29 protein-coding genes and 4 pseudogenes are annotated in these 26,935 nt (G+C 42.3%); 14 read left to right on the forward strand and 19 right to left on the reverse strand.

Going from position 1 to position 26,935, the window contains the following annotated elements; all coding sequences use genetic code 11:
* A partial coding sequence (locus tag VB714_RS09200) for a hypothetical protein (protein ID WP_323223363.1) occupies nucleotides 1-476 on the forward strand: 476 nt, incomplete at its 5' end.
* 11 nt (nucleotides 477-487) lie between these two features.
* On the opposite strand, the gene VB714_RS09205 is transcribed toward VB714_RS09200, so the two are convergent.
* Together VB714_RS09205 and VB714_RS09210 are read right to left on the reverse strand one after the other, a co-directional pair.
* The gene (locus tag VB714_RS09205) at nucleotides 488-964 is read right to left on the reverse strand and encodes a GtrA family protein (protein WP_323223365.1); all 477 of its coding nucleotides are present in this window, start codon (nucleotides 962-964) and stop codon (nucleotides 488-490) included.
* Between the two features lie 11 nt (nucleotides 965-975).
* On the reverse strand, nucleotides 976-1,656 hold the full coding sequence (locus tag VB714_RS09210; protein ID WP_323223368.1) for a ComF family protein: 681 nt from the start codon (nucleotides 1,654-1,656) through the stop codon (nucleotides 976-978).
* Nucleotides 1,657-1,750: 94 nt separating this feature from the next.
* Here VB714_RS09210 and VB714_RS09215 point away from each other — a divergent pair, with 94 nt between their 5' ends.
* The 7 genes and pseudogenes from VB714_RS09215 to VB714_RS09245 all read left to right on the forward strand — a co-directional run bounded on the left by VB714_RS09215 (nucleotide 1,751) and on the right by VB714_RS09245 (nucleotide 7,063).
* Entirely contained in the window at nucleotides 1,751-2,122 is a 372-nt protein-coding gene (locus VB714_RS09215) for a ferredoxin-thioredoxin reductase catalytic domain-containing protein (RefSeq protein ID WP_323223370.1), read from the forward strand.
* Nucleotides 2,123-2,512, forward strand: a complete 390-nt coding sequence (locus VB714_RS09220; protein WP_323223372.1) for a DUF309 domain-containing protein — start codon at nucleotides 2,123-2,125, stop codon at nucleotides 2,510-2,512. It abuts the gene before it with no gap.
* A 118-nt stretch (nucleotides 2,513-2,630) separates the two neighbouring features.
* A pseudogene (locus tag VB714_RS09225) lies at nucleotides 2,631-3,122 on the forward strand (LptA/OstA family protein); the annotation flags it as partial.
* 223 nt (nucleotides 3,123-3,345) lie between these two features.
* Nucleotides 3,346-4,071 (forward strand): LPS export ABC transporter ATP-binding protein, encoded by a 726-nt coding sequence (lptB, locus tag VB714_RS09230; protein WP_323223376.1) that lies wholly within the window; start codon nucleotides 3,346-3,348, stop codon nucleotides 4,069-4,071.
* 24 nt (nucleotides 4,072-4,095) lie between these two features.
* On the forward strand, nucleotides 4,096-5,262 hold the full coding sequence (locus VB714_RS09235) for an LptF/LptG family permease (RefSeq protein ID WP_323223378.1): 1,167 nt from the start codon (nucleotides 4,096-4,098) through the stop codon (nucleotides 5,260-5,262).
* A gap of 229 nt (nucleotides 5,263-5,491) precedes the next feature.
* Nucleotides 5,492-5,806 (forward strand): RNA-binding protein, encoded by a 315-nt coding sequence (locus VB714_RS09240; protein WP_323223380.1) that lies wholly within the window; start codon nucleotides 5,492-5,494, stop codon nucleotides 5,804-5,806.
* A gap of 159 nt (nucleotides 5,807-5,965) precedes the next feature.
* Complete coding sequence (locus VB714_RS09245; RefSeq protein ID WP_323223382.1) at nucleotides 5,966-7,063, forward strand: three-Cys-motif partner protein TcmP; 1,098 nt, start codon at nucleotides 5,966-5,968, stop codon at nucleotides 7,061-7,063.
* 2 nt (nucleotides 7,064-7,065) lie between these two features.
* Here VB714_RS09245 and VB714_RS09250 read toward each other — a convergent pair.
* Nucleotides 7,066-7,836, reverse strand: a pseudogene (locus tag VB714_RS09250) (DUF5131 family protein).
* 137 nt (nucleotides 7,837-7,973) lie between these two features.
* Nucleotides 7,974-8,849 (reverse strand): glycosyltransferase family 2 protein, encoded by an 876-nt coding sequence (locus VB714_RS09255; RefSeq protein ID WP_323223384.1) that lies wholly within the window; start codon nucleotides 8,847-8,849, stop codon nucleotides 7,974-7,976.
* Between the two features lie 137 nt (nucleotides 8,850-8,986).
* Between VB714_RS09255 and VB714_RS09260 the strand changes: the two genes are divergently transcribed.
* Together VB714_RS09260 and VB714_RS09265 are read left to right on the forward strand one after the other, a co-directional pair.
* Complete coding sequence (locus tag VB714_RS09260) at nucleotides 8,987-9,949, forward strand: hypothetical protein (protein WP_323223387.1); 963 nt, start codon at nucleotides 8,987-8,989, stop codon at nucleotides 9,947-9,949.
* A gap of 20 nt (nucleotides 9,950-9,969) precedes the next feature.
* A complete protein-coding gene (locus tag VB714_RS09265; protein ID WP_323223389.1) occupies nucleotides 9,970-10,185 on the forward strand; it encodes a hypothetical protein in 216 nt (71 codons plus the stop codon).
* Here VB714_RS09265 and VB714_RS27395 read toward each other — a convergent pair.
* Nucleotides 10,177-10,305, reverse strand: a pseudogene (locus VB714_RS27395) (ACP S-malonyltransferase); the annotation flags it as partial. The gene VB714_RS09265 and the pseudogene VB714_RS27395 overlap by 9 nt on opposite strands.
* Nucleotides 10,302-10,676 (reverse strand): DUF433 domain-containing protein, encoded by a 375-nt coding sequence (locus tag VB714_RS09270; RefSeq protein ID WP_323223391.1) that lies wholly within the window; start codon nucleotides 10,674-10,676, stop codon nucleotides 10,302-10,304. The pseudogene VB714_RS27395 and the gene VB714_RS09270, both read right to left, overlap by 4 nt.
* 80 nt (nucleotides 10,677-10,756) lie before the next feature.
* Here VB714_RS09270 and VB714_RS09275 point away from each other — a divergent pair, with 80 nt between their 5' ends.
* Nucleotides 10,757-10,909, forward strand: coding sequence for a hypothetical protein (locus VB714_RS09275; RefSeq protein ID WP_323223393.1), 153 nt, complete (start codon nucleotides 10,757-10,759; stop codon nucleotides 10,907-10,909).
* Here the strand turns inward: VB714_RS09275 and VB714_RS09280 are convergent.
* From VB714_RS09280 to VB714_RS09290, 3 genes are all read right to left on the reverse strand, one after another.
* Nucleotides 10,906-11,115 (reverse strand): hypothetical protein, encoded by a 210-nt coding sequence (locus tag VB714_RS09280; protein WP_204101877.1) that lies wholly within the window; start codon nucleotides 11,113-11,115, stop codon nucleotides 10,906-10,908. The two genes, VB714_RS09275 and VB714_RS09280, sit on opposite strands and share 4 nt — an antisense overlap.
* Before the next feature lie 3 nt (nucleotides 11,116-11,118).
* On the reverse strand, nucleotides 11,119-11,265 hold the full coding sequence (locus VB714_RS09285; RefSeq protein WP_323223396.1) for a hypothetical protein: 147 nt from the start codon (nucleotides 11,263-11,265) through the stop codon (nucleotides 11,119-11,121).
* Between the two features lie 218 nt (nucleotides 11,266-11,483).
* A complete protein-coding gene (locus tag VB714_RS09290) occupies nucleotides 11,484-11,783 on the reverse strand; it encodes a type II toxin-antitoxin system ParD family antitoxin (RefSeq protein ID WP_323223398.1) in 300 nt (99 codons plus the stop codon).
* 74 nt (nucleotides 11,784-11,857) lie between these two features.
* On the opposite strand from VB714_RS09290, the gene VB714_RS09295 reads away from it, so the two are divergent.
* Both VB714_RS09295 and VB714_RS09300 read left to right on the forward strand, forming a co-directional pair.
* A complete protein-coding gene (locus tag VB714_RS09295) occupies nucleotides 11,858-12,043 on the forward strand; it encodes a hypothetical protein (RefSeq protein ID WP_323223401.1) in 186 nt (61 codons plus the stop codon).
* The gene (locus VB714_RS09300) at nucleotides 12,031-12,330 is read left to right on the forward strand and encodes a type II toxin-antitoxin system RelE/ParE family toxin (protein WP_323223403.1); all 300 of its coding nucleotides are present in this window, start codon (nucleotides 12,031-12,033) and stop codon (nucleotides 12,328-12,330) included. Before VB714_RS09295 ends, VB714_RS09300 begins: the two co-directional genes overlap by 13 nt.
* A gap of 27 nt (nucleotides 12,331-12,357) precedes the next feature.
* Here the strand turns inward: VB714_RS09300 and VB714_RS09305 are convergent, their stop codons facing one another.
* Both VB714_RS09305 and VB714_RS09310 read right to left on the reverse strand, forming a co-directional pair.
* Nucleotides 12,358-12,534, reverse strand: coding sequence for a hypothetical protein (locus VB714_RS09305; protein WP_323223406.1), 177 nt, complete (start codon nucleotides 12,532-12,534; stop codon nucleotides 12,358-12,360).
* 43 nt (nucleotides 12,535-12,577) lie between these two features.
* Nucleotides 12,578-12,787, reverse strand: a complete 210-nt coding sequence (locus VB714_RS09310; RefSeq protein ID WP_323223408.1) for a hypothetical protein — start codon at nucleotides 12,785-12,787, stop codon at nucleotides 12,578-12,580.
* Nucleotides 12,788-12,953: 166 nt separating this feature from the next.
* Between VB714_RS09310 and VB714_RS09315 the strand changes: the two genes are divergently transcribed.
* Nucleotides 12,954-13,103, forward strand: a complete 150-nt coding sequence (locus tag VB714_RS09315; RefSeq protein ID WP_323223410.1) for a hypothetical protein — start codon at nucleotides 12,954-12,956, stop codon at nucleotides 13,101-13,103.
* On the opposite strand, the gene VB714_RS09320 is transcribed toward VB714_RS09315, so the two are convergent.
* The 8 genes and pseudogenes from VB714_RS09320 to VB714_RS09355 form a co-directional block, all read right to left on the reverse strand.
* Nucleotides 13,093-17,409, reverse strand: a complete 4,317-nt coding sequence (locus VB714_RS09320; RefSeq protein WP_323223412.1) for a S8 family serine peptidase — start codon at nucleotides 17,407-17,409, stop codon at nucleotides 13,093-13,095. The two genes, VB714_RS09315 and VB714_RS09320, sit on opposite strands and share 11 nt — an antisense overlap.
* Before the next feature lie 426 nt (nucleotides 17,410-17,835).
* Nucleotides 17,836-19,290 carry a hypothetical protein gene (locus VB714_RS09325; protein ID WP_323223414.1) on the reverse strand — a complete coding sequence of 485 codons (1,455 nt, stop codon included), beginning with the start codon at nucleotides 19,288-19,290 and terminating at the stop codon, nucleotides 17,836-17,838.
* A 20-nt stretch (nucleotides 19,291-19,310) separates the two neighbouring features.
* Nucleotides 19,311-20,762 carry a M50 family metallopeptidase gene (locus tag VB714_RS09330; protein WP_323223416.1) on the reverse strand — a complete coding sequence of 484 codons (1,452 nt, stop codon included), beginning with the start codon at nucleotides 20,760-20,762 and terminating at the stop codon, nucleotides 19,311-19,313.
* Nucleotides 20,763-20,940: 178 nt separating this feature from the next.
* Nucleotides 20,941-21,960, reverse strand: a complete 1,020-nt coding sequence (locus tag VB714_RS09335; protein WP_323223418.1) for a HAMP domain-containing protein — start codon at nucleotides 21,958-21,960, stop codon at nucleotides 20,941-20,943.
* Between the two features lie 18 nt (nucleotides 21,961-21,978).
* Entirely contained in the window at nucleotides 21,979-23,319 is a 1,341-nt protein-coding gene (locus VB714_RS09340) for a hypothetical protein (protein ID WP_323223420.1), read from the reverse strand.
* 18 nt (nucleotides 23,320-23,337) lie between these two features.
* Entirely contained in the window at nucleotides 23,338-24,258 is a 921-nt protein-coding gene (argF, locus tag VB714_RS09345; protein ID WP_323223422.1) for an ornithine carbamoyltransferase, read from the reverse strand.
* Nucleotides 24,259-24,269: 11 nt separating this feature from the next.
* Nucleotides 24,270-25,502, reverse strand: a complete 1,233-nt coding sequence (locus tag VB714_RS09350) for a MinD/ParA family protein (protein WP_323223424.1) — start codon at nucleotides 25,500-25,502, stop codon at nucleotides 24,270-24,272.
* Nucleotides 25,472-26,935: pseudogene (locus VB714_RS09355) on the reverse strand (hypothetical protein); the annotation flags it as partial. The gene VB714_RS09350 and the pseudogene VB714_RS09355, both read right to left, overlap by 31 nt.

Here is a 26,935-nt window from a genome sequence, read left to right on the forward strand (position 1 = left end):
ATTTTGCAGCAACTCCTCGCGCTCATCCTTGGATTTCCATCACTCCTTCTCATTTTCATCGCTCTCAATCAAATTACAAGGTGACAATTGATACAAACTATTTGATTTTAGGACAACTTTACGAACGCTATCTTATCTTACACACATTTTCTCCTCAAGAAATAAAATATCTCATTCCTTTGCAAGTTAGAACGGCTAATATTGAGCAAGATTCTCGGCAAACGGCTGCGCTTTTTCCTTCACCGAGACAGTTGTTTTTTCCAGCTTCAACAGCAAAACAAAAACAATCTTACGATCTCTCAGAAGAAGAGATAGAATTAGCCCTGACTCGCTATGGGACTCCCACTTGGACAGAAGAAGATTTTCAAAACTTGATGAAGAAATTAGGAGAAGCGGGATATGGTTGGTTGACCAGTGAAGGAATTTATCAACAATTAGAAAAGATGAAAGAGAGTTTTCCCTCTCATAATCCCTAAACAATAGGAACTTATTCTTTATTCCGCCAAATCCAGAGAAAATTGGTCAGCATATTTACAAAAACAGAAAAAGTTGTGGCAATAACTGGTGCAATAATAACTTCCCAAGTGTCGAGGATGAATGGCACTACCGTAATTTGCTCGATATCCACACCGTAAACGAGAAAATTGTAGATTGCAGTCCAAACAATAAAAGAACCGGCGATCGCGATATGATACTCCCCAAATCGCTTCCAAGTGGGACGAGGAAAACCAAATACCCAGCGATCGTTGATGAAAAAGCGCAAAATATTGGCAAGCTCCGAAGTCGTCAAAGCAGCAAACCATGCGGGCAAATGAAACAGTTCGATCGCAAAATAGAGGAGAGGAATATTTAAACCCATAAATGCCAAACCAACGATCCACCAGCGAACCATTGTATTATTCATCAGGGTTTTGGGGGAAAAGTTTTTCAGTTTGGCAAGCACGATCGCATAAAAGGTCAACAACTTAAAGTATCTTAATGGTTTGTGGGCAGTTTCCGATTTGGAGTAGCAATTGCGGCAATTCCTGCCACCTGAATTCCCTGCTCAACGAGGACTTTCGCCCCTGCTTTTAATGTATTTCCCGTGGTGCAAACATCATCCACCAGTAAAATCGGTAACTGGGGTCTTCTCTTTTGGAAGTCCTTCCCCAAGGCAAAGGCATCTTGCATCATTAATTCCCGCTCTTGAGGATTGAGGTCAAATAAGGGTTTCGTGTCTTTAATGCGTTGTAGACCTTGAGATTTTAACGAAAAACCCGTCTGACGGCAAAAACTGCGAGCGATTAATTCAGCCTGATCGAATCCTCTTTTTTGACGCTTTTCGGGGTTCATGGGTAGGGGAACAACGATCGCTTTAGGTAAAATTAGGGGGCTATTCACCCAAGCCCGACCGAGAAATTCCCCTAAAAGTTCCGCAATTTGGGGCTTATTCTCGTATTTCATAGCTGCGATCGCCCGTTTGAGCAAGCCGCGATAATATCCCCAAATAAAACGCGGTAACTCTCCTTGCCAAGATGCTGCGGGTTGGGGGATTTGACATCGTTGGAGTTGCTTTTCGCAAGATTGACAGAGAATATCCTTTGCGGGGCGATCGCACAAAGGACAAGCCTCTGCCAAAAATAAAGACCGGAAATTTTTCAACCAAGCAAAATTCACCTCGATCTCTCCCCTCGTACTGATGTGTATAGAAAACCGCCTTGGGTTACAATGCTGAAGATAAAATATTGTTCGTTATTACACCATTAAACCCATGACTTCTGCAAATCCAGATAACAAACACGAGGATAAAATGCTCTCGGCAATGAAAAGTTTTTCCGAGAAATATGCTAAAAATACAGATACTTATTTTTGTATCGATCCGTCGGTAACGGCAGTGGTTATTGAAGGATTGGCGAAGCATAAAGAGGAGTTAGGTTCCCCCTTGTGTCCCTGTCGTCACTACGAAGATAAGGAAGCGGAAGTCAAAGCAGCATTCTGGAATTGCCCCTGCGTACCCATGCGAGAACGCAAAGAGTGCCACTGTATGTTATTCCTGAAGCCAGAAGATGATTTTGTTGGGGATAAACAAGATATCGAGATGGAAGAAATTCTCAAAGTGCGGGAAGGTTTAGCAACTTCTTAAATGACTCGTCAAGCATTTTTACAAGGGGTTGAGGAGTTCAATCGTCAAGAGTTTTATGCCTGTCACGATACGTTAGAAGCGCTTTGGATGGAAGCCTCGGAACCGTACAGACAGTTTTATCAGGGAATTTTACAAATTGCTGTCGCTTGTTATCATTTGGAGAACTGTAACTGGCGAGGTGCAGTAACATTGTTAGGAGAGGGAGTGCGGCGCATTCGAGATTATCAACCAGACTACGAAGGAATCAACGTGACGCAACTTTTTGAGGAAAGCTGGGAACTCCTCAACAGTCTCCAACAAATTCCCCCCGAGGCGATCGCCTCTTTTCGAGAAGAAGTCCTAACTTCTCAAGCCAATTCTCCCAGTTTTCCAAAAATTGTCTTAATTTAAGTCATTATTTTAAGCAATTTGGGAAACTTGCCCGATTCCTTAAGCGTCGTCAGGAAAAAGATAGAATGATTGTAATCATTAAGCAAAAGTAATTAATCCCAATATCCTAATTGTTCCCATGTTTGCTGCTATCAATCCCAAAAATCTTAACTCGCGCCGACTTTGGGGAGTGGCGATCGCGCTTCCTCTCTTGGTTGTCGGAAGCAGTTTTTCCTTAGTGCAAAATGTGCGATCGGTAAAAGCACAGGAAGTTGGACGACAAATGGTCGTGCGATCGGATATTCAAGAAGCAAACCGTAGTACGGGAGTCATGACGGCTCGAGGTAATGTTCGCATTGACTATCCTGCTCGGCAAATGCAGGCAACTTCCGCTCAAGCACAATATTTTACCAATGACGGGGTAATCGTCCTCACAGGGAACGTTCACGTCCTCCAGGAAGGCAATAGCACGCGAGGAGAGGTTATTACTTATTACGTTGAAGAAGGGCGGGTTGTAGCGACTCCTCGAGCCGATCGCCAAGTTGAGTCAATTTATTACGTTTCCGATCCCGATGCTCCCACTTCTCCCGCTAAAGAACCCCCATTAGTCCCCTATAATCCTAAGCCTGCTTTCAAAGAACCTTACAGCAGTACGTCCAACAATGCGACGATTGCGCCCCCGTTACCCCCTCTAACCCCACCGAGAGACAATCAACCCGTAGAAGCCGTTTTTCCCGATGACAGCTTATTTCCTCCTCCTCCCGTCGAAGAAATTATGCCTGAAGGCGATCGCTAAGGGAAAATGATGAATGATAAGTTTTGCCTATTTCTTCATTGATACCTAATAACTGAGAATGATTCGATTAGAGAACGTACATAAGGCTTATGGCAAGCGATTAGTCGTCAATCGCGTTAATATTAGTGTTGCTCAAGGGGAAATTGTTGGCTTGCTCGGACCCAATGGCGCAGGCAAAACAACCACATTTTATATTGCGGTCGGCTTGGTGAAACCGAAACAAGGGACAGTTTGGCTCGAGGATCGCGATATTACTCGCCTAACCCTCAACGAGCGATCGCATCTCGGTATAGGTTATCTCACCCAACAAGCCAGCATTTTTCGGGATTTGACAGTATGGGAAAATATTCAATTGGTACTCGAACAAGGAAATGTCCCACCAGAAGAACACCCCAAACGCCTACAAGAACTTTTAAGTGAATTTCGCCTCCATAAAGTCGCCCGCACCAAAGGTAATCAAGTATCGGGAGGAGAAAGACGGCGCACGGAAATCGCTCGCGCTTTAGCAACGGGACGCAACGGACCGAAATTTTTGCTTTTAGATGAACCTTTTGCGGGAGTCGATCCGATCGCCGTGACGGAAATTCAGCACCTTGTGGCGGGATTGCGCGATCGTAATATGGGAATCTTAATCACGGATCATAACGTGCGGGAAACCCTAGCCATTACCGATCGCGCCTACATCATGCGAGAAGGAGAAATTTTAGCCGCCGGTACCGCCGAGGAATTATACGACAATCGTTTAGTGCGAGAATATTATCTCGGAGACCAGTTTAAACTGTAATTTTAAAGAAAATTCTCAAACACAATGGTCGCAGGCAAATCCAAGTTTTCGTTTTATCGGCTCCTTCATATTTCCGTGATGGATCGCTACATTATTGGCGCAATTTTACCGCCCTTTTTCTTCGGGTTGGGAATGTTTTCCGCCTTGGGTATTGCAGTGGGAATTCTCTTTGATTTAGTACGGCGAGTCACAGAATATGGCTTACCCAATTCCATCGCCTTTAAAGTTGCTCTTTTTAGCGTCCCACAATTTATTTTATATTCTTTTCCCATGTCCATGCTCCTCGCGGCATTGATGACCTACGGACAGTTATCAAGCGATAGCGAAATCGTGGCCATGCGGAGTGTCGGTGCCAGTGTTTATCGGATTGTCGTCCCCGCTCTTGCCCTAAGTTTAGTCATCACTGGGGTAACATTTATTTTTAATGATTGGATCGTCCCTTCTGCCAATTATCAAGCAGCAATTACCCTGGAAAAAGCACTCAATCAAGATAAACCCCTCTTTCAAGATAAGAATATTTTTTATCCTGAATATGCGACGGTGAAAGATGATTTTGGGAATCCCGAGAAGATTTTAAAACGTTTATTTTATGCAGAACGCTTTGATGGCCAAGAAATGCAGGGATTGACAGTGTTAGATCGCTCCGAAGGTAGCGTTAGTCAAATTGTAACTTCCGAGGCTGCCACTTGGAATTTTAAAGAAAATAAATGGGATTTTTCTAATGGAGTGATGTATTTCATGGCCCCCGATGGTTCCATCGATAATTTTCTGCGCTTTAAGCGTCAACAAATTCAATTACCGCGAACGCCTTTGGATTTAGCGTCTCGGGTGCGGGATAATACAGAACTGAGTATCGCTCAAGCGCGATCGCAAATAAAATTTTTTCAACAAGCTGGAGACGATCGCGCGGTTCGCAAGCTAAAAGTTCGCATTCAACAAAAGTTTTCTCTACCCTTTGCCTGTTTGGTATTTGGCTTGGTGGGAGCGGCTTTGGGGGTTCTGCCTCGCAATACAAGCAAGTCTACCAGTTTTGGTTTAAGCGTAATCGTGATTTTCTGCTATTACACCCTCTTTACCGTCACGGGACAAATGGGGGTTTTGGGTTCGCTTCCTCCCCTTGTCGCAGCGTGGCTGGCAAATATTGTCGGTTTAACTGTAGGAGGAATTTTACTGCTGCGATCGGCAAGTTAACTGTCCAAAGTAAGGTGAAACAAACTATTCAAGATATATGTACTTTTGTGGAATCAAGATACCAATTTTCAAGATAAAGTGTTAAGATGGCGATCGAGAATAAAGAGCGGTGATAGACTTTTGTTTCAGTATTGACGGTTTTTCGATCTAGTATTGACAGGCTTCTCTCCGAAATCTTGGCTCACTTCATAATTGTGAATAACATTCTAAACAAAGGACAACACAGGTCATGTCGATTTATGTAGGCAATCTTGCCTATGAGGTCACTCAAGAAGATCTCACTTCAGTTTTCACTGAATATGGAACTGTTCAGCGCGTCCATATTCCCACCGACCGAGAAACTTCTCGTCCTCGGGGCTTTGCTTTTGTAGAAATGGGATCGGAAGCAGAAGAAGACAAAGCCATTGAAGCCCTTGATGAGGCAGAATGGATGGGTCGCGAACTCAAAGTTAACAAAGCGCGTCCTCGCAAGGACAATGGTGGTGGTAGTCGCGGCAGCTTTGGCGGCGGCGGCGGCGGCGGTCGCAGAAACAATCGTTTCTAAAATCCTTCATTAAATCTTACTTTTTCTCCTTTCAGACTTTTTATTCGTTTGAGGGGAGTTTTTTAATGTCGTGCTTCGGATGATATCATTTATGCTATGGTGTTATAGAGTTTGTGTGAAATATTCCTCCGCAAAAAAATGTAAGGTCTTGAGAAGAGTATGGTTAATCGTTCTTTTTTTGATGAGTCTAAAGAGCAGTCTTTAGTAAAAGCTGACATTGTTGCCAAATATTTTTGGGCATGGGCGAAAATTATGCTTCGGAACGCAAAAAATATTGCTTACATCGATCTTTTTTCCGGTCCCGGACGTTATAAAGATGGTTCTAAATCAACACCTTTACTAATTTTAGAACGAGCGATCGCAGATAGTGAAATGAGAGAACGATTAATTACTTTCTTTAACGATGTAGATGCTGACAATTCTCAGTCACTTCAAGAAACAATATCTTTATTACCTAATATAAAGACTTTGCAGCATAAACCACTAATTTCAAATCGTGAAGTTGGAGAAGAGATCGTCAAACAATTTGAGGAGATGAAGTTTATCCCTTCACTCTTTTTCATCGATCCTTGGGGATATAAAGGATTATCACTCAGATTAATTGGCTCTGTGATTTTTAATTGGGGTTGCGATTGTATCTTTTTTTTCAATTACAATCGTATTAATATGGGATTAAATAATCAAGCCGTGCAACAGCATATAAATGCTCTCTTTGGAGAAAAACGTGCAGATGAGCTTAGGGAAATACTTATAGACAAAACGCCTGATGAAAGAGAGTTCTTGACAGTAGAAGCGATCTGCCAAGCTCTTATAGAAATTGGTGGAAAATATTCTTTACCGTTTCGCTTTAGAAATGCAGAAAAGAAGAGAACGAGTCATCATCTTATCTTTGTTTCTAAAAATGTTGTAGGGTATTCAATTATGAAAGAGATTATGGCTAAAGAAAGTTCTGATATCAAACAGGGTATTGCTTCTTTTGAGTATAATATCGCTCCTCCTAAATATCCGTTGTTATATGCACTTTCTAGACCACTTGATGAATTAGGCGATTTATTATTAGATGAATTTGCAGGTCAAACAATAAAAATGATTGATATTTTTAATCGACATCATGTAGGAAAACCTTATATCCAGAAAAATTATAAAGACGTACTTTTAAAGTTAGAACATCAAGGTAAAATAATCACTGAGCCAGCAAAGCGAAGAAAAAACACTTTTGGGGATAAGGTAAAAGTTACTTTTCCATTAAAACAGTAATTTTAGAGTAAGGATAGTTGATTAGTATAATGTAAAGGAAGAGGAAGTTTTTTGAGGAACTTAATATGCTCGTTCCAAGCTAGAGGCATCTGATCCCAGATTTTATCATCCAAGACTCGTCCGCCAATTTTAGAAGTTCTTCCTCCCCATTGTTTGAAGAAAAAAGGAACTTGAGAAGATTGACAGCGATCGCGGATTTCTCTCACCCACTCTATATCAATGGGGCGATGATTGTTGCCAGATTCACCCCCGACAATAACCCATTGAATATTAGTTAAATTGAGGTCTAAAGCTCCTAATAAGGGTTCGCAGGAAAGAAAACGAACGTTCACAGGCATTTCTCGTAAATAATCGATGCGATCGATATAGTTTTGACTTTCTACAGACACCCCCAGCCAGATATTATCATGCCATGTTAATTTAGATTTTAGCTCTAGCATCCGTTCGGGACGTTTGGTTAAAATCTGATAAATATGTTGAGGCGTTTCTTCAATTGTTTGAAAAACTTTCTTGAGAAAATCAAGGGGAATATCCTTATGAAAAAGATCGCTCATTGAATTCACAAAAATTTGACTGGGTTTGCGCCAGTGCTTAGGCCGTTCTAAACGATCTTCATGTAGCGTTAAATTAAATCCATTGGGAAAATTCTGTGTGAAACGTTGAGTAATAGCTTCCGCATATCAATGCAAACAACCCGGACTGACTTTATCACAGCCCGTCGTGGGATTCCACGTCCGTTCTGTCCATTCTATTCCGGTGTACTTGCCTGCCATAGATTTAGTTGAGATTAAGTCTTTTATCCTACTCTATCTTAAGGTGATAGCAAATTCAAGTGTATTATCTCAAATCCTGTATTGCCAACATAGCGATCGCCACAACAAAACATCATTGCTGCAATAATGGTTTTCAGTTACTTCTTTTGCAACAACGAATTCCACAATAACCGCCGATAGGGAAGCAGCCAAAATATAAACCAAAATATGCCCCCGTGTCGCCGCATTAAGACTTTCCATTCGGTAAAAGGATGTAAAGTAACATCTTGCAGTGCTAACCCCTTTGGCTGTCCGATTTTCTGTAATCCTACTTGTAATTCTGGCGTACTTTCTGGCGCGGGTTTGGGGTTGCGAGGACAGGTCCCCTGATATCCAGGCGCGATCCAAATCGTACACCCTGCTTGTTTTGCCCGCAATCCGTAGTCCCAATCCCCCGCATAATGGGTTAATTGGGGGTCTAAATTGCCGATCGCCTCGACAACATTGCGAGGAATGAGGACAAAATTACCGCAGATCGTATCGCAAGTTAAAGGTGTATTAGTCGGATGAACTTCCTGCATTTTAAAAGGAGGGTAAAACCAGCCTTTTTGCTTCATTCCCCCATAAGTAAATTCTTGGGTTTGGGGGTCTTGGGTAGAAGCAGCCACGATCGCCTTTGTCAAGCCTTTTTCTGCCAGGTTTTCCGCCGTATCGAGGAGCGATCGCAGGGCATCGGTATATAGAATCGTATCGTCATTGAGCCACAAATAACCCTCATAATCTTGCGCGATCGCCTCTGCAAACGCCAAGCGCATACCTCCATTCCAAAATAGGTTTCCTGTCCCCTGAATGACTTTAACGCCGGGATATGCTTCTTTTACTGCTTCTCCTGTCCCGTCTGTACTGCCATCATCAACCAGATAAACATCAAGGGTAATGTTGTTCAAATCCTCTTGCTGAAAAAGCGCATCGAGGCATTCTAAGGTTTTCGCCTTGCGATTGTAACAAGTCAAGAGGGTTGCCAAGCGTTTCATAGGATTGTTAGATCGGGAGAAAAGGTTACACTTATTATGGTTGTACCGTAGTGCGATCGCTTACTCAAATCGGAGTTTTTCTGATGAAGGTCGAATTAAAAGCTAAAATTCAATAAAATTAACCTAAATTTTTTCTTATGAATACTTCTTCTTCTCATCGCGATGACTTTGGCGTTATTATTGCTTGTTGTTTTCAAGATTACTTATTAGCGAAAGGAGCCTGCGCCAGCGTTCGTCATTTTCTGGGCGATGTTCCCTTATGTTTGCTTGTTGATGGAGATTTTTCCACTGAATCTTTAGAAAAGGCTTACAATGCAACAATTATTAATCATAAAACTATCAAAAATGATGTTTTGCGAGAGCGTAGTTTTGGCTGGGGGACGACTCGTTTAATTGCTTTTTGGGAAAGTCCTTGGCAGCATTTTTTGATTCTTGATGCCGATACCAATATTTGGGGAAATGTACTTAAGTTTGCAGATTTTGAGAATTTTGATGTCATTATGGACGAACCCAACTACAATTATCCTGATGAAGAAATTATTGAGTACTTCTTTGATATTGAAGAGGTAGAAAAACATTTTCCTGACTTTGATTGGCGATCGCATCGGACTCAATATTGTTGTCCTGGGGTATATTTTGCCAGTCGAGATATTTTTTCCTTAGAAGAATATATAGAAATTTTAGATTTTATCGATCGCTATCCTCATATTTTCAAATACGGAGATATGGGTTTTTTAAATTTTATGCTCTGGCGTGCCTCTGATGCGGGTAAAATTCGCGTAGGAAATGCAGATTTTCAAGTCCTTGCACCCAATTACGAACAGAAGGATTTAGAGAAACGTTTCGCGATGACAAAAACGGGTCCGATTGTACAAAATGATGATGCGGCGATCATTCACTGGTGCGGTTATAAACCTCTGATGTCAACATCAAGGACTTATGCAGATCCCATGAGTTTCTCGCGGCGCAAATGCTTAGAAGCAGAAAGCGGTTTGAGGGGATTACCCGCCGATGTATTATTACAGTGGGAAGACTTTTATAGCACTTTTATCAAATATAAAAATAAAGCGCGGAAAAAGCTGCAAAAGTTTTTCAATTAATTGATTTCCGTGTTGCTGCTATGGCATTGTCTTGGCTTTTATGGCAAGATATGCCATTTTTTGCCATTGTTACGGTGATGGATAGCGATCGCATAACTTGGGAAAAGCGATCGAGTCTGTTTCTCTCTGCCATAAAAAGCGCGATCGCTCTTTTCAATAAACAAAAGAAAAGCGATCGCGAAACGTTCGTTTACGAGAATCGCTTCTCTTGGAAAAGGTCAGATTTTTATAGATAGTCCAATTTCGGCAAAGTTTACAAAGCGAATAGAAACTAGATCGAGCCAACCTTGATTTCCCAAACTTCCAAAGAGAATTACTGCGTGTCCTTCTAAATTATGGTCGATTAAAAAGTTCATACTTGAGATGCACGTTTTTCTCGAATTGCTTTCAGTTTTGCGCGTGCTTTTTCTGTGCCGGGCTTGGGAGGCTGTGCTGCAATGCGTTCAAATAATTCTCGATTTCTTTCTTGCCAATATTGTTTCAGTTCTTCAGCTTCTTTGAGAACAATTTTATATTCGGTTTCAACTTCAGAACGATGTTTTTCAATGTAGGATAATGCTGCATCAATCTGTGCGTCAGTCAGGTTAAATAACGCTTGAATAAATTTAGGAGGATATTGTGCTGTTACATAGTCCATAATGTCATACAGCGTAATGCGAGTTCCTGCGATCGCCATTCCTCTTTCCGTGCGTGCGATCCCCGTATCGGGTTGAGTTTGAGCCGTCATCTTTATCAATCGAATGGGTTCTCTTTGGGTTTAACACTGTTTTCGGAAACGCGATCGCACTACTCGAAAAAATCTCATAAATGCGATCGCACTACTCGAAGAAATACCAGCAATGCGATCGCATTTCTCCCCTTATTTTACCAAAAACGCGATCGCCTTTTTCTTCTCATTCTGAGACGCTTCGCGATCGCACTGGGGGAAATGGAAGTGCGATCGCATCGTACAATAGCTAATCGAGTTTTGGGTGACAATCGACAAAAGATAATGCCTCTTCATCAAGGTAGCCTGCGATCGCCATTTCAATAACTGCCCACACTGGATAGTCCATGTTTTCGGCTCGTATTTCTAGTCCGTGACGAATTGTTTCTGGTAATCCTTCTAAAAAGATTTGTGCTAATTCAGGTGAGAGATGTTTAGAAATAGTAGTTTGAGTTTGCATAGATTAATCCCTCGCTGGAATTTTAACGTTATAAGGTGGATTAACGGCTTGAATAATGAATTCTTTGGACAAAGCAATACATTCCTGAAACGGAGTAGATGCCAGAATCTGCAATATCATTTCGGCTTCTTGCTCAATGGATTCAGGCATAGTAATGAGTTTTTAGGCAGTTTTTCTGATGTTCCCCAAAAAATACGATCGCTTTTCTCCCCTCATTTTACCAAAAACGCGATCGCACAAGCATGGCAGAGTCGTATCGCTCTTTTCAATCAACAAAAGAAAAGCGATCTAAGTTATTTTCGGCGATATAGGTGGCAATATTAATTAAATCTCGAATAACTTGCGGACGTTTTAAAACTTCACTTATGTTATTCAGTCTTAAGGCGATCGCGAACGGCTTGACGAATTTCTGTCCAATCGCGATCGATCATTGGTGTTGCAGATCCAGAGTCTAATCCTTCGAGTAGAAGGGTTTCGAGGTGGTCTTGAGCTTTCCTTTTCCGATCTTGACGAATGAGGTCGCGAATATATTCGCTGACACTTCCGTAACCTCCCGTTTTAACTTGTTCTTCGATATAGTCCCGCATGGTTTCGGGTAGGGAGACGTTCATCGTTTTCATGACATTGCGATAATTGAGGATTTTTTCTATTATGGCAAAATATGCCATTTTTTGCCATTGTTACGGTTATGGAAACGCGATCGTCTGCTAGAATGAGATAAATCGTTTTGAGTCAGTACATTATGACAACAACGAAAGAAACCGTTCGTTCTCTACTCGAACGACTCCCAGATAATTGTTCTTTTGAAGAAATTCAATATCATCTTTACGTTCTTACTAAAGTTAGTCAAGGATTGAAGTCAGCAGAAACCGAAGGAACAATATCTCAAGCAGAGGTAGAGAAAAAATTAAGCAAATGGCTTCAGTAAATTGGTCTCAAAAAGCATTGGATGATGTAGAAGCGATCGCAGTGTATATTGCCCGTGACTCTACGATATATGCTTCTGCTATCGTACAAAAAATTATTGATATTACCCGAAATTTACATCAATTTCCTCTTTCCGGTCGCATTGTTCCCGAACTGAACGATCCTTCAATCCGAGAAAAGTTAACGGATAATTATCGGATTATCTATCGCTGTCAAGATGATGTGGTAACAATCATTACTGTCATTCACGGCAAAAAGCAGTTAGACCAAACCGAACTGAATAATTAGATAGCGATCGCATCCCTTTCTCCCACCCTACAAAAAGAGCATCGCACTTCTCGAAAAAATACCTCCAAATGCGATCGCCCTAACTCGGGAGAACAAAAAAAAGCGATCGCACTGGGGGATATGGAAGTGCGATCGCGCTTGTTTCTCTCTGCCATAAAAAGCGCGATCGTGCTTTTCACAAAGAAGGAGATTTTGATTTTTCATAAGAATTTTCTTGAGGGATCGTTTTCTTCAATTTTTCTCCATTTTATAAAATTCTCTCGAAGTCTTCGCCGTATTGTTCTTGTAGTGTTTCAGCTTCTAATCTAGCTAAATGAGTGGTTGCATCTGCCAATTGTAGAGAAATATTGAGACGTTTCAAAGGATTTTTTTCTTGCCAAAGCTCTCGAGCTAGCAAGTGAACGCGATACCGATAGGCTTGGAGAGAGGTAGAATCAATATGATGAGAATGAGTCATTTTATTCCTCAGCTATAATTGTATTAATTCTTAACAATACTCGTTCGGGTTCTAAATAGTTAAATAAAATCAGACCCTCTCTGATTGCGCGTTCCAATTGAAATAGCAGCCATACACTCATTTTACTATACGATCGCTCTGTTTGACAATTGTATCATCTTGAGTAATGAACAATAAACAATGCGATCGCCCTAACTCGGGAGAACAAAAAAAGCGATCGCACTGGGGGAAATGGAAGTGCGATCGCTTTTTCAAAAATGTTCTTTTGGGTTGGAGAGGAAATGAGAATTGTTTTTCAACAAATCTTATTCTTTAAAATCTAGCCAAACATTCGACAGTTCAAATGGTTTGAAATCAAACTGGTTAACTTGAAAAGTGAATTGTGGCTCAAGAGTAACTCCACCGGGATTTACTTTAATTAATTCTTGAATCCACTGTGGGGTATTGTCTGGAATCAGGCTATCGATAGCATTCTGGAATGATACTGCTGCTTCCCCAATTATTTTAAAAGAGAAAGTTGTTGTCAGCTTTGCAATAGGCTGTACTCTGAAATTAGTTAAACCATTTGGAACTAATACTGATTCGGAGCCACCTATTGCTACCTCAAAATCAGCTTTATCATCATTATCATGATCGAATTGAAAGCCTGTCAACTCCAAACTTGAATGTTGATTGAGATAAGCACCAAGATCGAGGCTTAGTAAATCATCAACCTTGATCCCTCCCATTTTTTTGTCTTTCAGTAAGAGATCGGTCAAACTCATTTTTACACCAAGGTTATCCTCTCCATCTAACTTACCCTGATCAAATTGCCGATCTACAATATTGATCCCAGTATCGATATCAACAAATTTGGCAACAGTAGGAACTAATGCACCGAGTAAAACATCTGCACCATCTAATTCCAAGCCAGTCTTGAAGTTTAAGTTACTACCCCCAATAATAGGAACATCGTTATTGATTCCTATTCCAGTACCCAACTCAAAGTCAATACCTAAGCCTGCACCTAAATAGCTAGAAAACAAGGTGTCTCCTTCACCAATATTAGATGATACTGTAAATAAGTTATCATCCAAACCAAAATCAAAAGCACCAGGCAACTTAACATCAAAAGTTCCGCTACTAAAATAAGCACTAACTCCACCTTTCATATTAAGCCATGCTTCACCGATACCGAACGGCTCTTTAAAGCCAATATTGTCAAATCGCCAATCTCCTCCTTCATATATTCCCTGTGCCCCACTACCCCATAGACCTGCATCATCTAACTCGAATTGTAAGGTTATAGAATCATCGAGAGAGTTAGGTTCATTTCCATTTTCATCACCTGGGCGATTTTCATCTTCTGAACCATTACTGTTGGAATCTTGGGGTTGCTCTTCGTATTTCACAGGAATATAGACTGACTGGCCAATCTGCAAGCGCCGTGCTTCCTCAGAAGTAAACGAACTACCATCAGGTTTTTTAATTTCCGTCCAGCGACGACCATCACCCAAATACTGACGTGCAATATCCCAAAGCGTATCACCGGGTTTAATCATGTATTGAATTTCTTCACCGGGTTTAGCAGGCCGTGCATCTAACGACGATCCCGGACTACCATTAACAATCGCCGCCGAAATCCAATTATCCGTTCCCGCGATGCGATACCATTGGTCGGTTGCCGTTCCCAAACCTGGATAGGAAATAAACTCGCCCGTTGCCACCTTATCAAACGTCAGGACTGCACCGTAATTAGCCGAGCCAACCTTAGCACTAGCAGTTGTTGGGTCATCTCGCAAGTTTGCCCCAATCGTAGCAATCACGCGACCGGTAAAAGTGCCAGCAGTATTGGCAGGAGTGCCATCTTGAACTTGAACTCCCGGAACGCGAAGAAAGCGATCTGGATTACTTGCAGAGATGGTACGAACATTATGAAGAGTTCCGTTATGGCGACCAAGATAGGTCGAACCACTATATTCACTCTTCCAATGAGATTCGGAAATAACAATCGTGCCATCACCGTTCACTTTTTCCACCACAGCAACATGATTAGCACCATTGCTCGTCCATTGGGCAATATCTCCCACTTGAGGACTCGATACAATCTGCGTCCCGTTGGAAATCTGAGTGTGCCATTCGTTAGCATTGCCATTCATCGACTGTAATGCAGTACGATTTCCGCCTAACTCTAACAACCGACCGTGAGCATACCACGTACAATTCCCTTCAGTGTAGCCGCGACCGCTAACCAGACTCGAGCCATACATTGACAGAGCGAAAATATTGCCACTGGTATAATATTGCGGACGAGCCGTGAAATACCCTGCTCCCTGTGTTGACAAAATTGGATTGGTAAGACTCGGATTGGTTGGTGCAGGGTCAGGATCGGAATTCGATGTATTACTGGGTTTCAGTACCGAAGGACTACTACCGGGATAACCGTTGATGTAAGCACTCGGAACCCAATAATCAGTTCCCGCAACGCGATACCACAACTCATCACGACGACCTAACCACCAATCGGAAACGCCTTCTCCATAAGTCCAAGCATCAAAGTTTAAATGAGAATTGCTAACTGCAGCCATATACTGTCCCACTCGATCGTCAAGCCTTGGCGAACGACGATAGGCTACACCATTACCGTATTGAGCTGTAATCGGTGCAACAGTTCCGCTAAATGATTCATTTTGAATTGGATAGATGAAATTAACAGCCCGATCGCCTGGCGTAACTTTCCCTTCTCCACTCCAAGTTTCCGGAATCAAACTCGAAGGTGAATAATGTGCTTCTGGTTTAGTCGCTTTAGCCAAACTCACGGCTGCGGCAATATTGAGCAAACCAGACCCCGTTTCTGTATCCCAGTTAGGAGTATTCAAGTCTGTTGCCGTATCTTTGAGGATTTGTTTGACTTGAGTAAAACTCAACTCTGGATTAGCTGCCCAAACTTGGGAAGCAGCCCCCGTTACCTTTGCAGCAGCAATAGAAGACCCGGCCATCATACCCACACCATCGCCTGTAGTCGAAAGTACGCCATTTTCTGCCGTACCGCCTTCTGCCATGAGATCGAGTCCGTAGCCATAACTAGAATATTCAGCCCGTTCTGTCCCATCTGAGGCACCGACAGTAATAATATTGTCAAACTCCTGGGAGGCTTGTCCCAAAGCGGACATTACACCATTGTCATTTCCCGCCGAAACCACAACCAAAACATCATTTTGTCGGGCATATTCGATCGCCGCCCGTTCCCCTGGAGTCAATTCATACCGTGTGGTAACATTACCCTCAGCATCAATTTGCGTCAAATCCATGCTCAAATTAACAACAGCATTGGGTTGTCCCGACTCCTTGGCCGCATCGACAAACTCAATCAAAGAATCCGACCAACGACCCGATCCCACCGCGCGACCCAACCAGATCGGCGCATCGTCGTTAATGCCATCAATCCCTAAACCATTGTCCTGCGTGGCTCCAATAATCCCCAAAACATGGGTGCCATGTTCGTTACCTTCCCCCGCAGCCAAGAAAGGATCGCGATCGCCATCGATGAAATCGGAACCCGAAACGATGCGCGAATAGTCAATATCGGGATTATCGCCACTGAAACCCGTATCGATGATGCCCACCAACGGCTGATCCGAGGTGGCAAAATCCGTATCTAGAGCATCATAATCCGTGCCGTCCGTGTAAGCGCGGGCATAGGAAATCAACGCTTGACCAAAATCATCATTGCGCCAGTCTCGCGCCGGATTCACCATCTCATCCATCAATGGCGCGTCCCCCCTTGCCCCGCGCACTTGGAAGACAATATCGTTATAGTCGCGATCGCTATTGGCATCCAGTCGCCAATCTTCCATCGCAAATGTATTCCCATCCCCCGTCACATCTGCCATACGGGTTAGATACAAGCCATCCTCGGGGTTGGCGCTGTCGAGGGAAAATAAGGGGGTTTTGCTCCCCCCGATCGCAGGATTATTGTAAACTTCCTCTACGGAACCATTGGGAACCAGCATCACTGCAAAGCGATCGCCGGAATTCATGGTAACGGTTTCCACTCCTTGGTAATCCCCAGAATTAAAGTTAGGTTCCCAATAGGAAGAATTACTGAATTTAGCGCCCTCTGTGACATCTTGGATGACCACATGACCGAGGGGTGAATCACTTAAAGACCGTTCGGCGGCGATGCGGATAAACTCTTCCGATCCCACTTCAATATCGTCCATTCCTTCTAAGCTGAAGATGGCAATTTCTCCTTGGTATGCCCCGCCGTCAAAGAGAAAGTCAACTCCGACTTCTCCTGTTTCTCCCACGACGAAGACTCCCGGATTCTCTAACTTATCGGGAACAATCCAAGGACTCACATCATATTCATCGGTACTAATAGGAGGCGGCGGTGCATCCGGAGAGGTAATGTCCTCACTATCGTCTCCACCTAAATCCTCTGCGACTCCATCATCCACATCATCGATATCCAGATCGATATCGTCGCTAGAATCGTTAGGATTATCAATTAAAGCACTGGGTGTTAAAATTTGCTCCAGTACAAAGGATTGCAGAAAGCGATCGCCTTTCGGTTCCTCTTTTTTCTTTTTTCGAGACGGCGTAGCAAATAAGTTCTGTAGTATTTGTAACGAAAGTAACATGGGTAGATACTCGATCAACTAAAGGATAAGCAAGAAATCAACAAAATTTGTTTTCTTCTCACTGGCGATCGCGAAACTCTGTAGGTTTTGAAGCAGGCAGGTTGTTGAAAATCTAGATTGTGAAGGCGATTGGCGCGGTTGTAGGTGAACTAACGAGTTGTAGGTTTTAACTCGTTGTGAACTCTCTAAGTTCAAAAATAACTCTAGGTTTTGTTAGCATACTCGATTCTTTTTTCTCTGGCAAGGGTTTTTTCAAAAAAATCTAGTTTTTTTTATCGTCAGGACTCACGCAACCCTCTAAATCATCTGACTTTAGGGGATTTTCTCCCCCAAAATGGGCAAATTGCGTTGGCTGCATCAGTCCTAATCGTAACTTTACAAACCCCTCCGATAAGTACAAAAGAACCCCGCAAAATCCCCGAATACCTAAGAATGTTGCCGCAATTGCTTCCAAATTTCTCGCCACCAAATACGATAGCGAGGTAAACTTTCCACCTCAATAGACGCATCAGCTTCAGAGTTAGGAGAAAGAATGCGATCGCGATTATCAAAAGTCGCCCTCACCCGCATTAATTGTTTTTGTCCCGATTCATCGCTTTCAAATACGGGTTCGATATCTTTAATTGTGCTATTAAATACCTCAGATTCAATCTCTCGCGGCTTCAATCTAACCGGTAATTCCCGCTTGCCAAAAACTTGTTTCACCAACCCTGCATCTCCTTGGTTAATTTCAATCGTAGCTACCATTTCATCGAGATTAGCCACCACTAAAACAGGTTTATCTTCAGTTATTTTTTGATCGATTTTTTGTGACAAGTCTGGCGTAATAATTGTTCCCGCAAGAGGAGATTTAATGACAATATTTTCAGAATACAGTTGTTCTAGCTTCTGCACCTCCGTTTCTAAAGTTTCGATAACAGGAAGTAAACTCTCCACTGTAGTTTTAGCTGCCGCCAATTGTTGCCGCAATGGGACTACATTGGCAACTTGAGAAACCAACTCATCTTGATGGTCTTGTAAGCGTTCTTGACGATTTTCTTGCAGTAATTCTAATGCAGCAGATTTGGCTTGAATTTGATGTTTTATTTCTAGAGCAAGCTGATCTTGTTGTTCAAGTTGAGCTTTTAAGGTGGCTTTTTGAGATTCTATATCTTTTATTTCCTTCATTAAAGAAATAGTAGAAATTGCTTGGGATTTTCGCAATTCTTGCATGACTGGCTTATCATATTCTTGCCCAAGAAGTTCTACACCTTTTAATTGCTGTACCAGTTTCACTCGTTCGCTTTTGATAGTCTGTAATCGCGTTCCAATTGCATTAATTTCCTGCATGATTTGCTGTATTTCCGGCGCATTAGTACCGCGATTTAATTTACTGCGAAAATCCTCCTCACGACGAGAGGCGATCGCGGTTTTTTGTTGTTCTCCCAGGAGTTCGGCTGCGATAATATTAATCTGGGTTTTATGAGTTGCTAATTGTGCCTGCTTTTCCTGAAGTTGTGCCTTTTTTTGAGCAATTTCAGATTCTAAGGCGATCGCATCTACATCCGCAAGAGGCTGATCTTTTTCTACTTCTTCCCCATAACGTACCCAAAATTTCTTCACTTTCCCCGGAAAATCGAGAAAAATACCTCGAATTTGGTTATCATGGGGTTCAAAACGAGCAATTCCTTTGACGTAAATCGTTGCAGGAGAAAGGATATAAACTCCTCCCACGGTTAAAATGAATGCGATCGCGCCAATGCGAAACCAATTGCGAGGAGTGTGATTTTCTGGTTGAGGAGGGGATACAGGTGGAGAAGGAGGAGGCGTTTCTTTTGCCTGTTTTTGAGGAATATTTGCCGGAGGAACGGCTTTAAGAGGAGGACGAGAAGAAGATGACATAGTTATATTGTAAGATGTTGTTAACGAGAAGAAGAAAATAACTTAGAAAAGAGCCAATAGATGAGGGCAATCAAAAGAATACTTTGGCTTATTTGGGGCAGATTTACCCAGAACCATTGCAAAATTCGCAAGATTAAAAAGCCAAAAATGAACCAGAGATAGAGCAAACTTAAGGGTCCGTATATCGCCAAAATCCAGCGCGTATTTTGTGGTTCTTGTAGGGGTTTTCCCGTGAAGAGATTAAAATAAAACGCTCTTGCCCGCGATCGCAGATTGAGAATTCCTGTCAAAGCGACAAGGAAGTAATAACCATCAAATTTAGCCAAGGGATTTAAGTTAACTGCAAGGGTAAATAATGCAGCAATTAAAAGCAGATAACTGGTAATTTGTAAAGCACTACCGGGAATGGCAAAATTCCAGATTGTTAACGCGATCGCGGCAATGGTCAGTTGTACGAGAAGTCCTGCTCCAACCACTAATAAACGCTGCCAACGCGGGAGGCGATAAGAGTCGGTGGTGTTGGTATATGCAGCAGGAAATAGCATCATGAGTAATAATCCGATTTCTGGTACGATACCACCAAAATGTTTGAGGGTAAAAGCGTGACCGAGTTCGTGTATGACGACAACAAAAAGCGAGAGAAAAATAAACGGCAAGATGAGAGAATTGCTGTAAGATTCCCATAATTTTGCCCCCGTATAAGCAATTTCTAAGCGCTGATTCCAACCGACGATCGCGCAACTGGTGAGAAATAAAGCCAAACAAAAACCCGCCATTTTCGTCCACAACCAACTCAGGCGATCGCCATAAAGACTTAAAAATGTATCGGGGTCAAATAAAGGAATTTGCAGGTACAATAATTGTAAGGGATTGAGCGAAAATCCTTTTTTTGCAGGTGGATCGATGCCCGCAAGCATTCCCGTTGCAGCGAGAATTTGTCGCTGTTGTTGTAATTGTTGGCTGGGATAATTGCACCGATCTACAACAGTTTCGAGGGGAAATTGTTCGAGAAGTTGTATCGTTTCATAACTGTATTGGTTGAAAAAAAGATAAACTAAATTAGGGATTTTTTTCTGGATCAAACCCCATTTTGGTGTACCTTTGGGGTTTCGCAATAACCAATATCCGGCAGGATGTTCGATCCATTCGGCTTCAGGTTTTAAAGTGATATAAGGCTGGGCAATATTTTCAGTGAGAATACCTTCTGTGAGCAGGCGATCGCATAATTTCTCGATAAAAGTAGGGGAAATGTTTGGATATTTTTGCTGACAGCGCTTTTGGATTTGAGTAACGTTAAATTGTCCGGTAAAATGTCTCAAAGCGTAATCTTCTTCAGCAGAAAGGGTTATTTCGTGAGGAGTCGAGGTCGATTTAAGCAAGCGCTGCTTATCCTCTTTCCGTTGCACGAGTTGCCAATAGTCACGTAAGTCTGGACAGAGATGCGAATTGGGATTTTGGTCGAGTACAGTCATGGCGATCGCAGCTAAATAGAGGGGCTCCCTACTCTTCTCTGGAGATCGTTTTCCCTTTTATGCACTCACCAGATAATTTTTAATAAATCTTTACAAAGTAGAGAAAGGCGATCGCTGCCCTCCAATCGTTATTCTTTAAGTCACAAAAAAGAGAAGCTATCCGCAGAATGAACTGATATTATTGCTTTCTTTTGCGGTTGCGCTTGCGAAGTTCTCGTGCTTTTACTTGTAAATCTTGAAAAAAATCTGATTCAACAATGTCATTGACTTGTTTTTGACGTTTAACTTGATCGATCTCTATTTTTAAAACTTTGACTTGTTCTTTGAGTTTTTCTTCCCGTTTGCGAACCTTCTCTACCATCAGATCGAATACAGAAGCAAGAGTACCAATTTCATCAGAAAAGCGTCTCTGAATAAATGCAGAAAAATCCTGCTCGTAATTTCCTTCACCGATTTGTTCCGCCGCTTTGGTAAAATTGGTAATGGGTTTAGTAATCACCTCGGATACTAATAAAACTAAAACGAAAAGCGTACCGTAAGTAATGCTAAAAGCAACAAGGATACGATTTCTGACTCCTTCTTGTACTTCATTTACATAGTCAGCTTGAAAATCTACCCCGATCGCGGCAACCTTTTTTCCTTCTTCGTTTTCGAGAGGACGATACCCTGTAATCCAACTTCCCCAAGTGTCTTTATAAGGTTTATCTCTAAGGGTTAATTCTGTCAGTCCTTGATAGATTTTAGTTTTTGGTTCGTAGTATTCTAAGAATTTCGCACCTTGAAAATTGCGAGAGGTATTGGCAGCACTACCACTTCCGACGAATACAATAGTATTGGTCTTTGCTCCCTTAACATAAGTATAAACATAAGCGCGAGGCTCTATCTTCTCAACAGTCGCTAACCATTGAACGTGTTCCCAATAGCGAGAATCCGTAACATCTCGATAGCCTTCCGGTCTGGGTTTTCTCGTCTTCGATAGTGCCAGTATTTCTGCACCATTGACCCCTTCCGCAGCAGCCTGCATAGTATCGAGTAAATCTTCTTTAATGCGTCGCAATGCCGTTTCTGTCGCAAATTGATAAAACCAATAATAAGCAACAGCAAATACACCGCTAAACACGATGGTGAAGAGCAGCAACATCTTGACTCTTAGACCAAAAAATCGAATTAATTTATCGTTTTGTTTGATTTTTTTCATCTCTATATTTTCCTCATCTTAAAATTTTAGTTTATCAATGATACTTTGGCCGCGCTGTCGTCGTTTTAATCGCCAATTAAGTAAACTAATATCATAAAATCTTCGCATCTTGAAAATTGACCATAAAGTAAATACAGAGATTAAAACAGCGATCGCCAGATAAACATAAAAATACAAGGATATATTGAGGCGAATCCCAGTCCAAGCAATGGCTCCTGTTATAATACAGCCAATAATCGTGCCGATGGCGAATAAATAACTATCCATAAACAAACTGACCCGACCGCGACGCTGCAAGGGAACCAGGGACTGAATTGATTTTCGGGCAGATTCATCAACCGTTAATTGAGTAAGTTTAGAAAGGGAGAAACCCCCGATTCCACCAATAGCCCCAGGAAAAATAATCATGCCGATCGAGGCCATCAACTGTGCTAAGGGTAAAAAGAAAAAACTATTTTTTAACGAGAGAAATTCAAGAATCCGACTGGTTAAAAATGCTTGGATAAACCACGCTACCGAGATCAATCCCAAACGATAAAGGCTGTAAAATCTTTGATAGCCGTATAGATCGGGAAAACTTTCATTGGAGACGACCAAAAAGCGAAATTCAAAAATAGTCAAACAAATATTAATGGCAATAATAGCAAAAGTGAGATAGCGAAAGGATAAAACCTCCCGCACGAAGCCGCCACCTTCGGTTAAAGTTTCAACGAGATTTTCAGGTTTGTATTGATTGTTTCTTCGAGGCAAATAACTTAATCCTCCCTGCAAGACCGCATAAGCAATCAGATAAATTAAGACATTAAATAAAAGTAATTCTTCAACTTGCAAACCAAAATATTGCATGATGCTGGGGGAAATGGCGGCGATCGCCAAACCGAGAATTTGTCCGGCAAAATTTCCCGTGGCAATAATGGGAAATAAACGCTTGGCTTGAGCTAAGGTTAAAAGATCGTTGGCTAAAATCCAAAAAACGAGAGGGAAAAATAATAATTGCTGTTCTGCGAGTAAATATAACAGGGTGTAATTAATGCCACTGGGGACTTTAAAGGTAAACATTAAACGCAAAATCAGTAGCAATATGCCATAAACAAAACACATCCAACTCATCAAATCGCGACGATTAAAGCGATCGACAAATAACGATTGTAATCCCGTTATAGCAATGGTTAATACCATATCCACCAACCAAACCAATAAAATGCGGTTGGCTCCCACGGTATTCAAAAAACCGCTCACGGCAACAACATCAGAAATCTGCCTGGCGAGGGAGTTACTGAGTAATAAAAACCCCAAAATGAGGACGAGAGTGCTTTCTCCTGGTTGAAGACGAAAAACGCGGGATAAAAATGTCTTCATAAATGGTAATAGAAATAATTAAGTCAATAGTTTGAGTAAGAGGGCTTTTTGTAGATGCAGGCGATTTTCCGCTTGTTGAAAAAGGCGAGAACGATCGCCATCGGCTACAGAATTAGTAATTTCTTGCTCTCGGTTGACGGGCATACAGTGCATGACGATGGCGCGATCGGGGGCAGCCTCAAGCAGGCGATCGTTAATTTGGTAGGGGGCGAGAATGCGTCCGCGATTTCCGGCTTCTACCTCATCGGTTTTGCCCCGAGAAATCCAGACATCGGTATAAAGAGCATCTGCGGTTTTAACGGCACGCTGAGGGTCATCAACGCGCCGGACGACGGTTTCCCCAGCGAGGGAACGGGCGAGGTTGAGACTGTCCTCATCCAAGCTATAAGCCTCGGGACTGCTAATGACCAAACGAAACCCCAATTTAGCCGCCGCAAATAAGAGCGATCGCGCTACATCTTGGTTGCTACGTCCGAGATAAGTCATTTCTAAACCTTGTAAATGCCCGAATTCCTCATACAGGGTTAAAGCATCAGCCATCCCCTGACAAGGATGATTATAGGCAGTTAATCCATTGATAATAGGAATAGCCGACCATTGTGCCAATTCTTGCAGTTTTTGGTAATCGTTAATTCGCACCACGATCCCCTGAACATAGTTTCCAAAGGTGCGGGCAATATCCGGAATAGATTCTCGTTCTCCCCAACCAATTTCTTGACCATGTAAGTACAAAGAGTCTCCTCCTAACTGTCTCATGGCAATTTCAAAACTGACCCGAGTGCGTAAAGAAGCTCTTTCAAAGAGCAAGGCCAGGTTTTGACCCTGTAAGAGGGAGGAATTCTCTGCTAAAACAAATTCCTGTTTGAGGGTTTTAGCGCGATCGATCAGTTGCATTAATTCCTGTGCAGGCCAATCCAAAAGCGAAAGAAAATGTTGCATGGAAATCTTTGTTAATGGTTCTCTTCTTCCGTCAGGACATCCCAGATTTGTGCATTTAACTTTCTACCTTGTTTGGGAGTAAGATAAGGTCGATAGTAAATTGTTCCTTGGTCTTCGACTTGTTTGAGTAATCCTTTGGCTAAGAGATCTGCCAAAATAGAATGGGCGATTTCGGGTTCGAGATCCGTCTGTTGTAAAATTTGCTCGAAGGTAATCGATCGCCGACGCAAGACGGAATGAAATAGAGTTCTTTCGCTTTCAGGAAGGTCGAGAAGGTCGAGAAGACTTAACCCCATACTCGTTTCGTGTTCCTGTCGAGGAGCATTCTGCGGTATATTTTCCTCCATCATTCGCTTGACCAGTTGTTGAAATTCTGAAGCAGAAGGAGAGTTGCGATCGCACAAAGAAAAAATATTGGCAAAGATATTGGTAAAGACATTAGCAGCAATATTTTGTTTTTCCTGATGGGGCAACATTGTCTCAATCTGGGGAAGAGTATCTACGATCGCCGTATCGTAAGCCAAAGAAACTTGCTTTTTGAGCCAGAGGCGATCGATATCCGTTGGAACTCGATTCACCAGTAAACAGGTTTGGGGAATATCGAGTTGCTTGGCAACATCAAGAATAACAGCCGTTCCTTGAAAATCCGCCCGTTCTAACCCTAATACTAAACAGAGGGTATCGCACAACGCCAACAGAGATAAAGTTGTTTCATTTAATCCTGGATAGAGATCGATCAAAAGATAATTGAGATTGAAATTGGCGATAATTTGATCGAGGAGGGTACTGAGGATTTTAATATCGGAAAACTCCGGACAATGGGCTTGTCCTTGCCTGGATAAATCCCGAGCAAATAAAGTGATTTTGCCGGTTATCTTTTCACCAATAATCCGAGAAAAATGTTCTTTCGTTACCTCTTGTCCGATCTCTGCTAAAGTCGCTCGTCCTTGGATATAGTCTCCAAGATGCTGAGATTTTTGCAGCCCGAAATATGAGTAAATTCCAGGTAAATTACTGGGAATTGCTAACTCGATATCTGCATCGATCGCACCGACTCGATAGCCTTCTCGGGCGATCGCAACGGCCAGATTAGCAGTTAAACTTGATTTTCCCGTTCCGTGACGAAATGAATGGACGGCAATAATCTTAGGCATGAGAGCAGTAGTGGTGATGAAGTCGTCAGGGTTATCATAGTTGAAATTCTTCTGGGAAATCAAACATCCGATCGCCCTTGTAGCAACCAAATCATCATTCCTCCTGCGATTAAACCCCCACTCAAACCATTACGACTGAACCCCGTTAATAAGCCTCCCAAGGTCATCGCAGCAATCCACCAATGCGATCGCGGTAGTTGTTTCCGTAAAGCCCAACGCCATTGTAAAGCCCCAACGATCGCCCCACCCAAGGACAAAAAGAGAGCCAAAAACTCAGGTTTTACCCCCACCAGTCCAGATAGTCCAAAAAAGAGACTATATCCGATCGTGGTTGCCAAGATCCAGCGATCGCGGCTATTACCCCTCCCAACTAATTTTTGTTGCAGTAGCAGAGATTGTAAACCCCCGGCAACTAACCCAATAACGCAACCATAAAAGCCGTGTCCCAATAACGCATCGATCCCCGATCCTCCCATGTCTGCAAGGGTGACAAACAGGAAAAACCCCAACGTTACTGTCAAACCCCATAAGGTTGCAAATCGCGACTCTTGACGCGATCGCGCTGGTTTTTGTCTTCGTTGAGAAATATCGGGTAATAACCGACCCATTATCAGACCTTGAATACTGCTAAAAATAAGAAATCCGAGGATTATAACAAAGAGAAATTGCCCATTTCCCATCGCTGTTTCCTGAAAGTGCTGTCGGGTATTTGCTGCTTTCAAAACCGACATAATTCCTGACACAATACCAACTCCCGCGACAAGTCCGAGCAAATTTCCCCAGATCCACAATAAATCCTGTTCAATCGATTTTCTCAATACCCACCATTGCATCAATGTACTGGTAATAATTCCGACTCCCACACCTAATGGAGGAGGTAGAAAAGGCTGCGCGATCGCCCCTGCACCCAATCCCCCTAAAGTTGCAGGAATCCACCATCCCCCCAGAGAAAGGCGTTTTTGCAGGAGTGCAGATTGAGCTAAGGCGATCGTCAGGGTACCCAAAAAAAGCCCTAGGGTTGTATTGCGATAAAGACTGGGAACAATTCCTAAGAATAAGAAAATTTGTTGCAATACTAAAAAGATCGCACCACCGCTAATATTAACAACAAGCCATTGTCGCCATAACGGTTTTTGGGATATAGATGAAGGTTGAAAAGGAGTAGAAATATAAGGATTTGGGGAAACAGTAGGAACATCAATATTCCATTTTTCCTCTTTCTCTCTTTCTTCTTTTTTCTCCCATTCTTCCTTTTCCTCGCTTGTCTTATCTTCCTCTTTTCTGCGTTTAAAATTGAGTTTTAAAAAGCGGTAGGACCATTGAATATCTTTCGGGAATTGCGAAAAAAGGGTTTGTAGATGCGTTTGCCAAGAAGGAAAAGGAGAATTCGGACGATTTTTTAATAACCAGCCTAAAAAGGCGAGAGGAGTAGTAGAAAGGGGAATGGGAGAAGAAAGATCGGGAAGAATAGCGGGGACAGAGAAAGAAAATTCCTCCCTCCAACTGGGATGAGAATCCCCCTG

The sequence above is a fragment of the Spirulina sp. 06S082 genome, from assembly GCF_034932145.1.
In the GTDB taxonomy this organism is placed as follows: Bacteria; Cyanobacteriota; Cyanobacteriia; order Cyanobacteriales; family Spirulinaceae; genus CCY15215.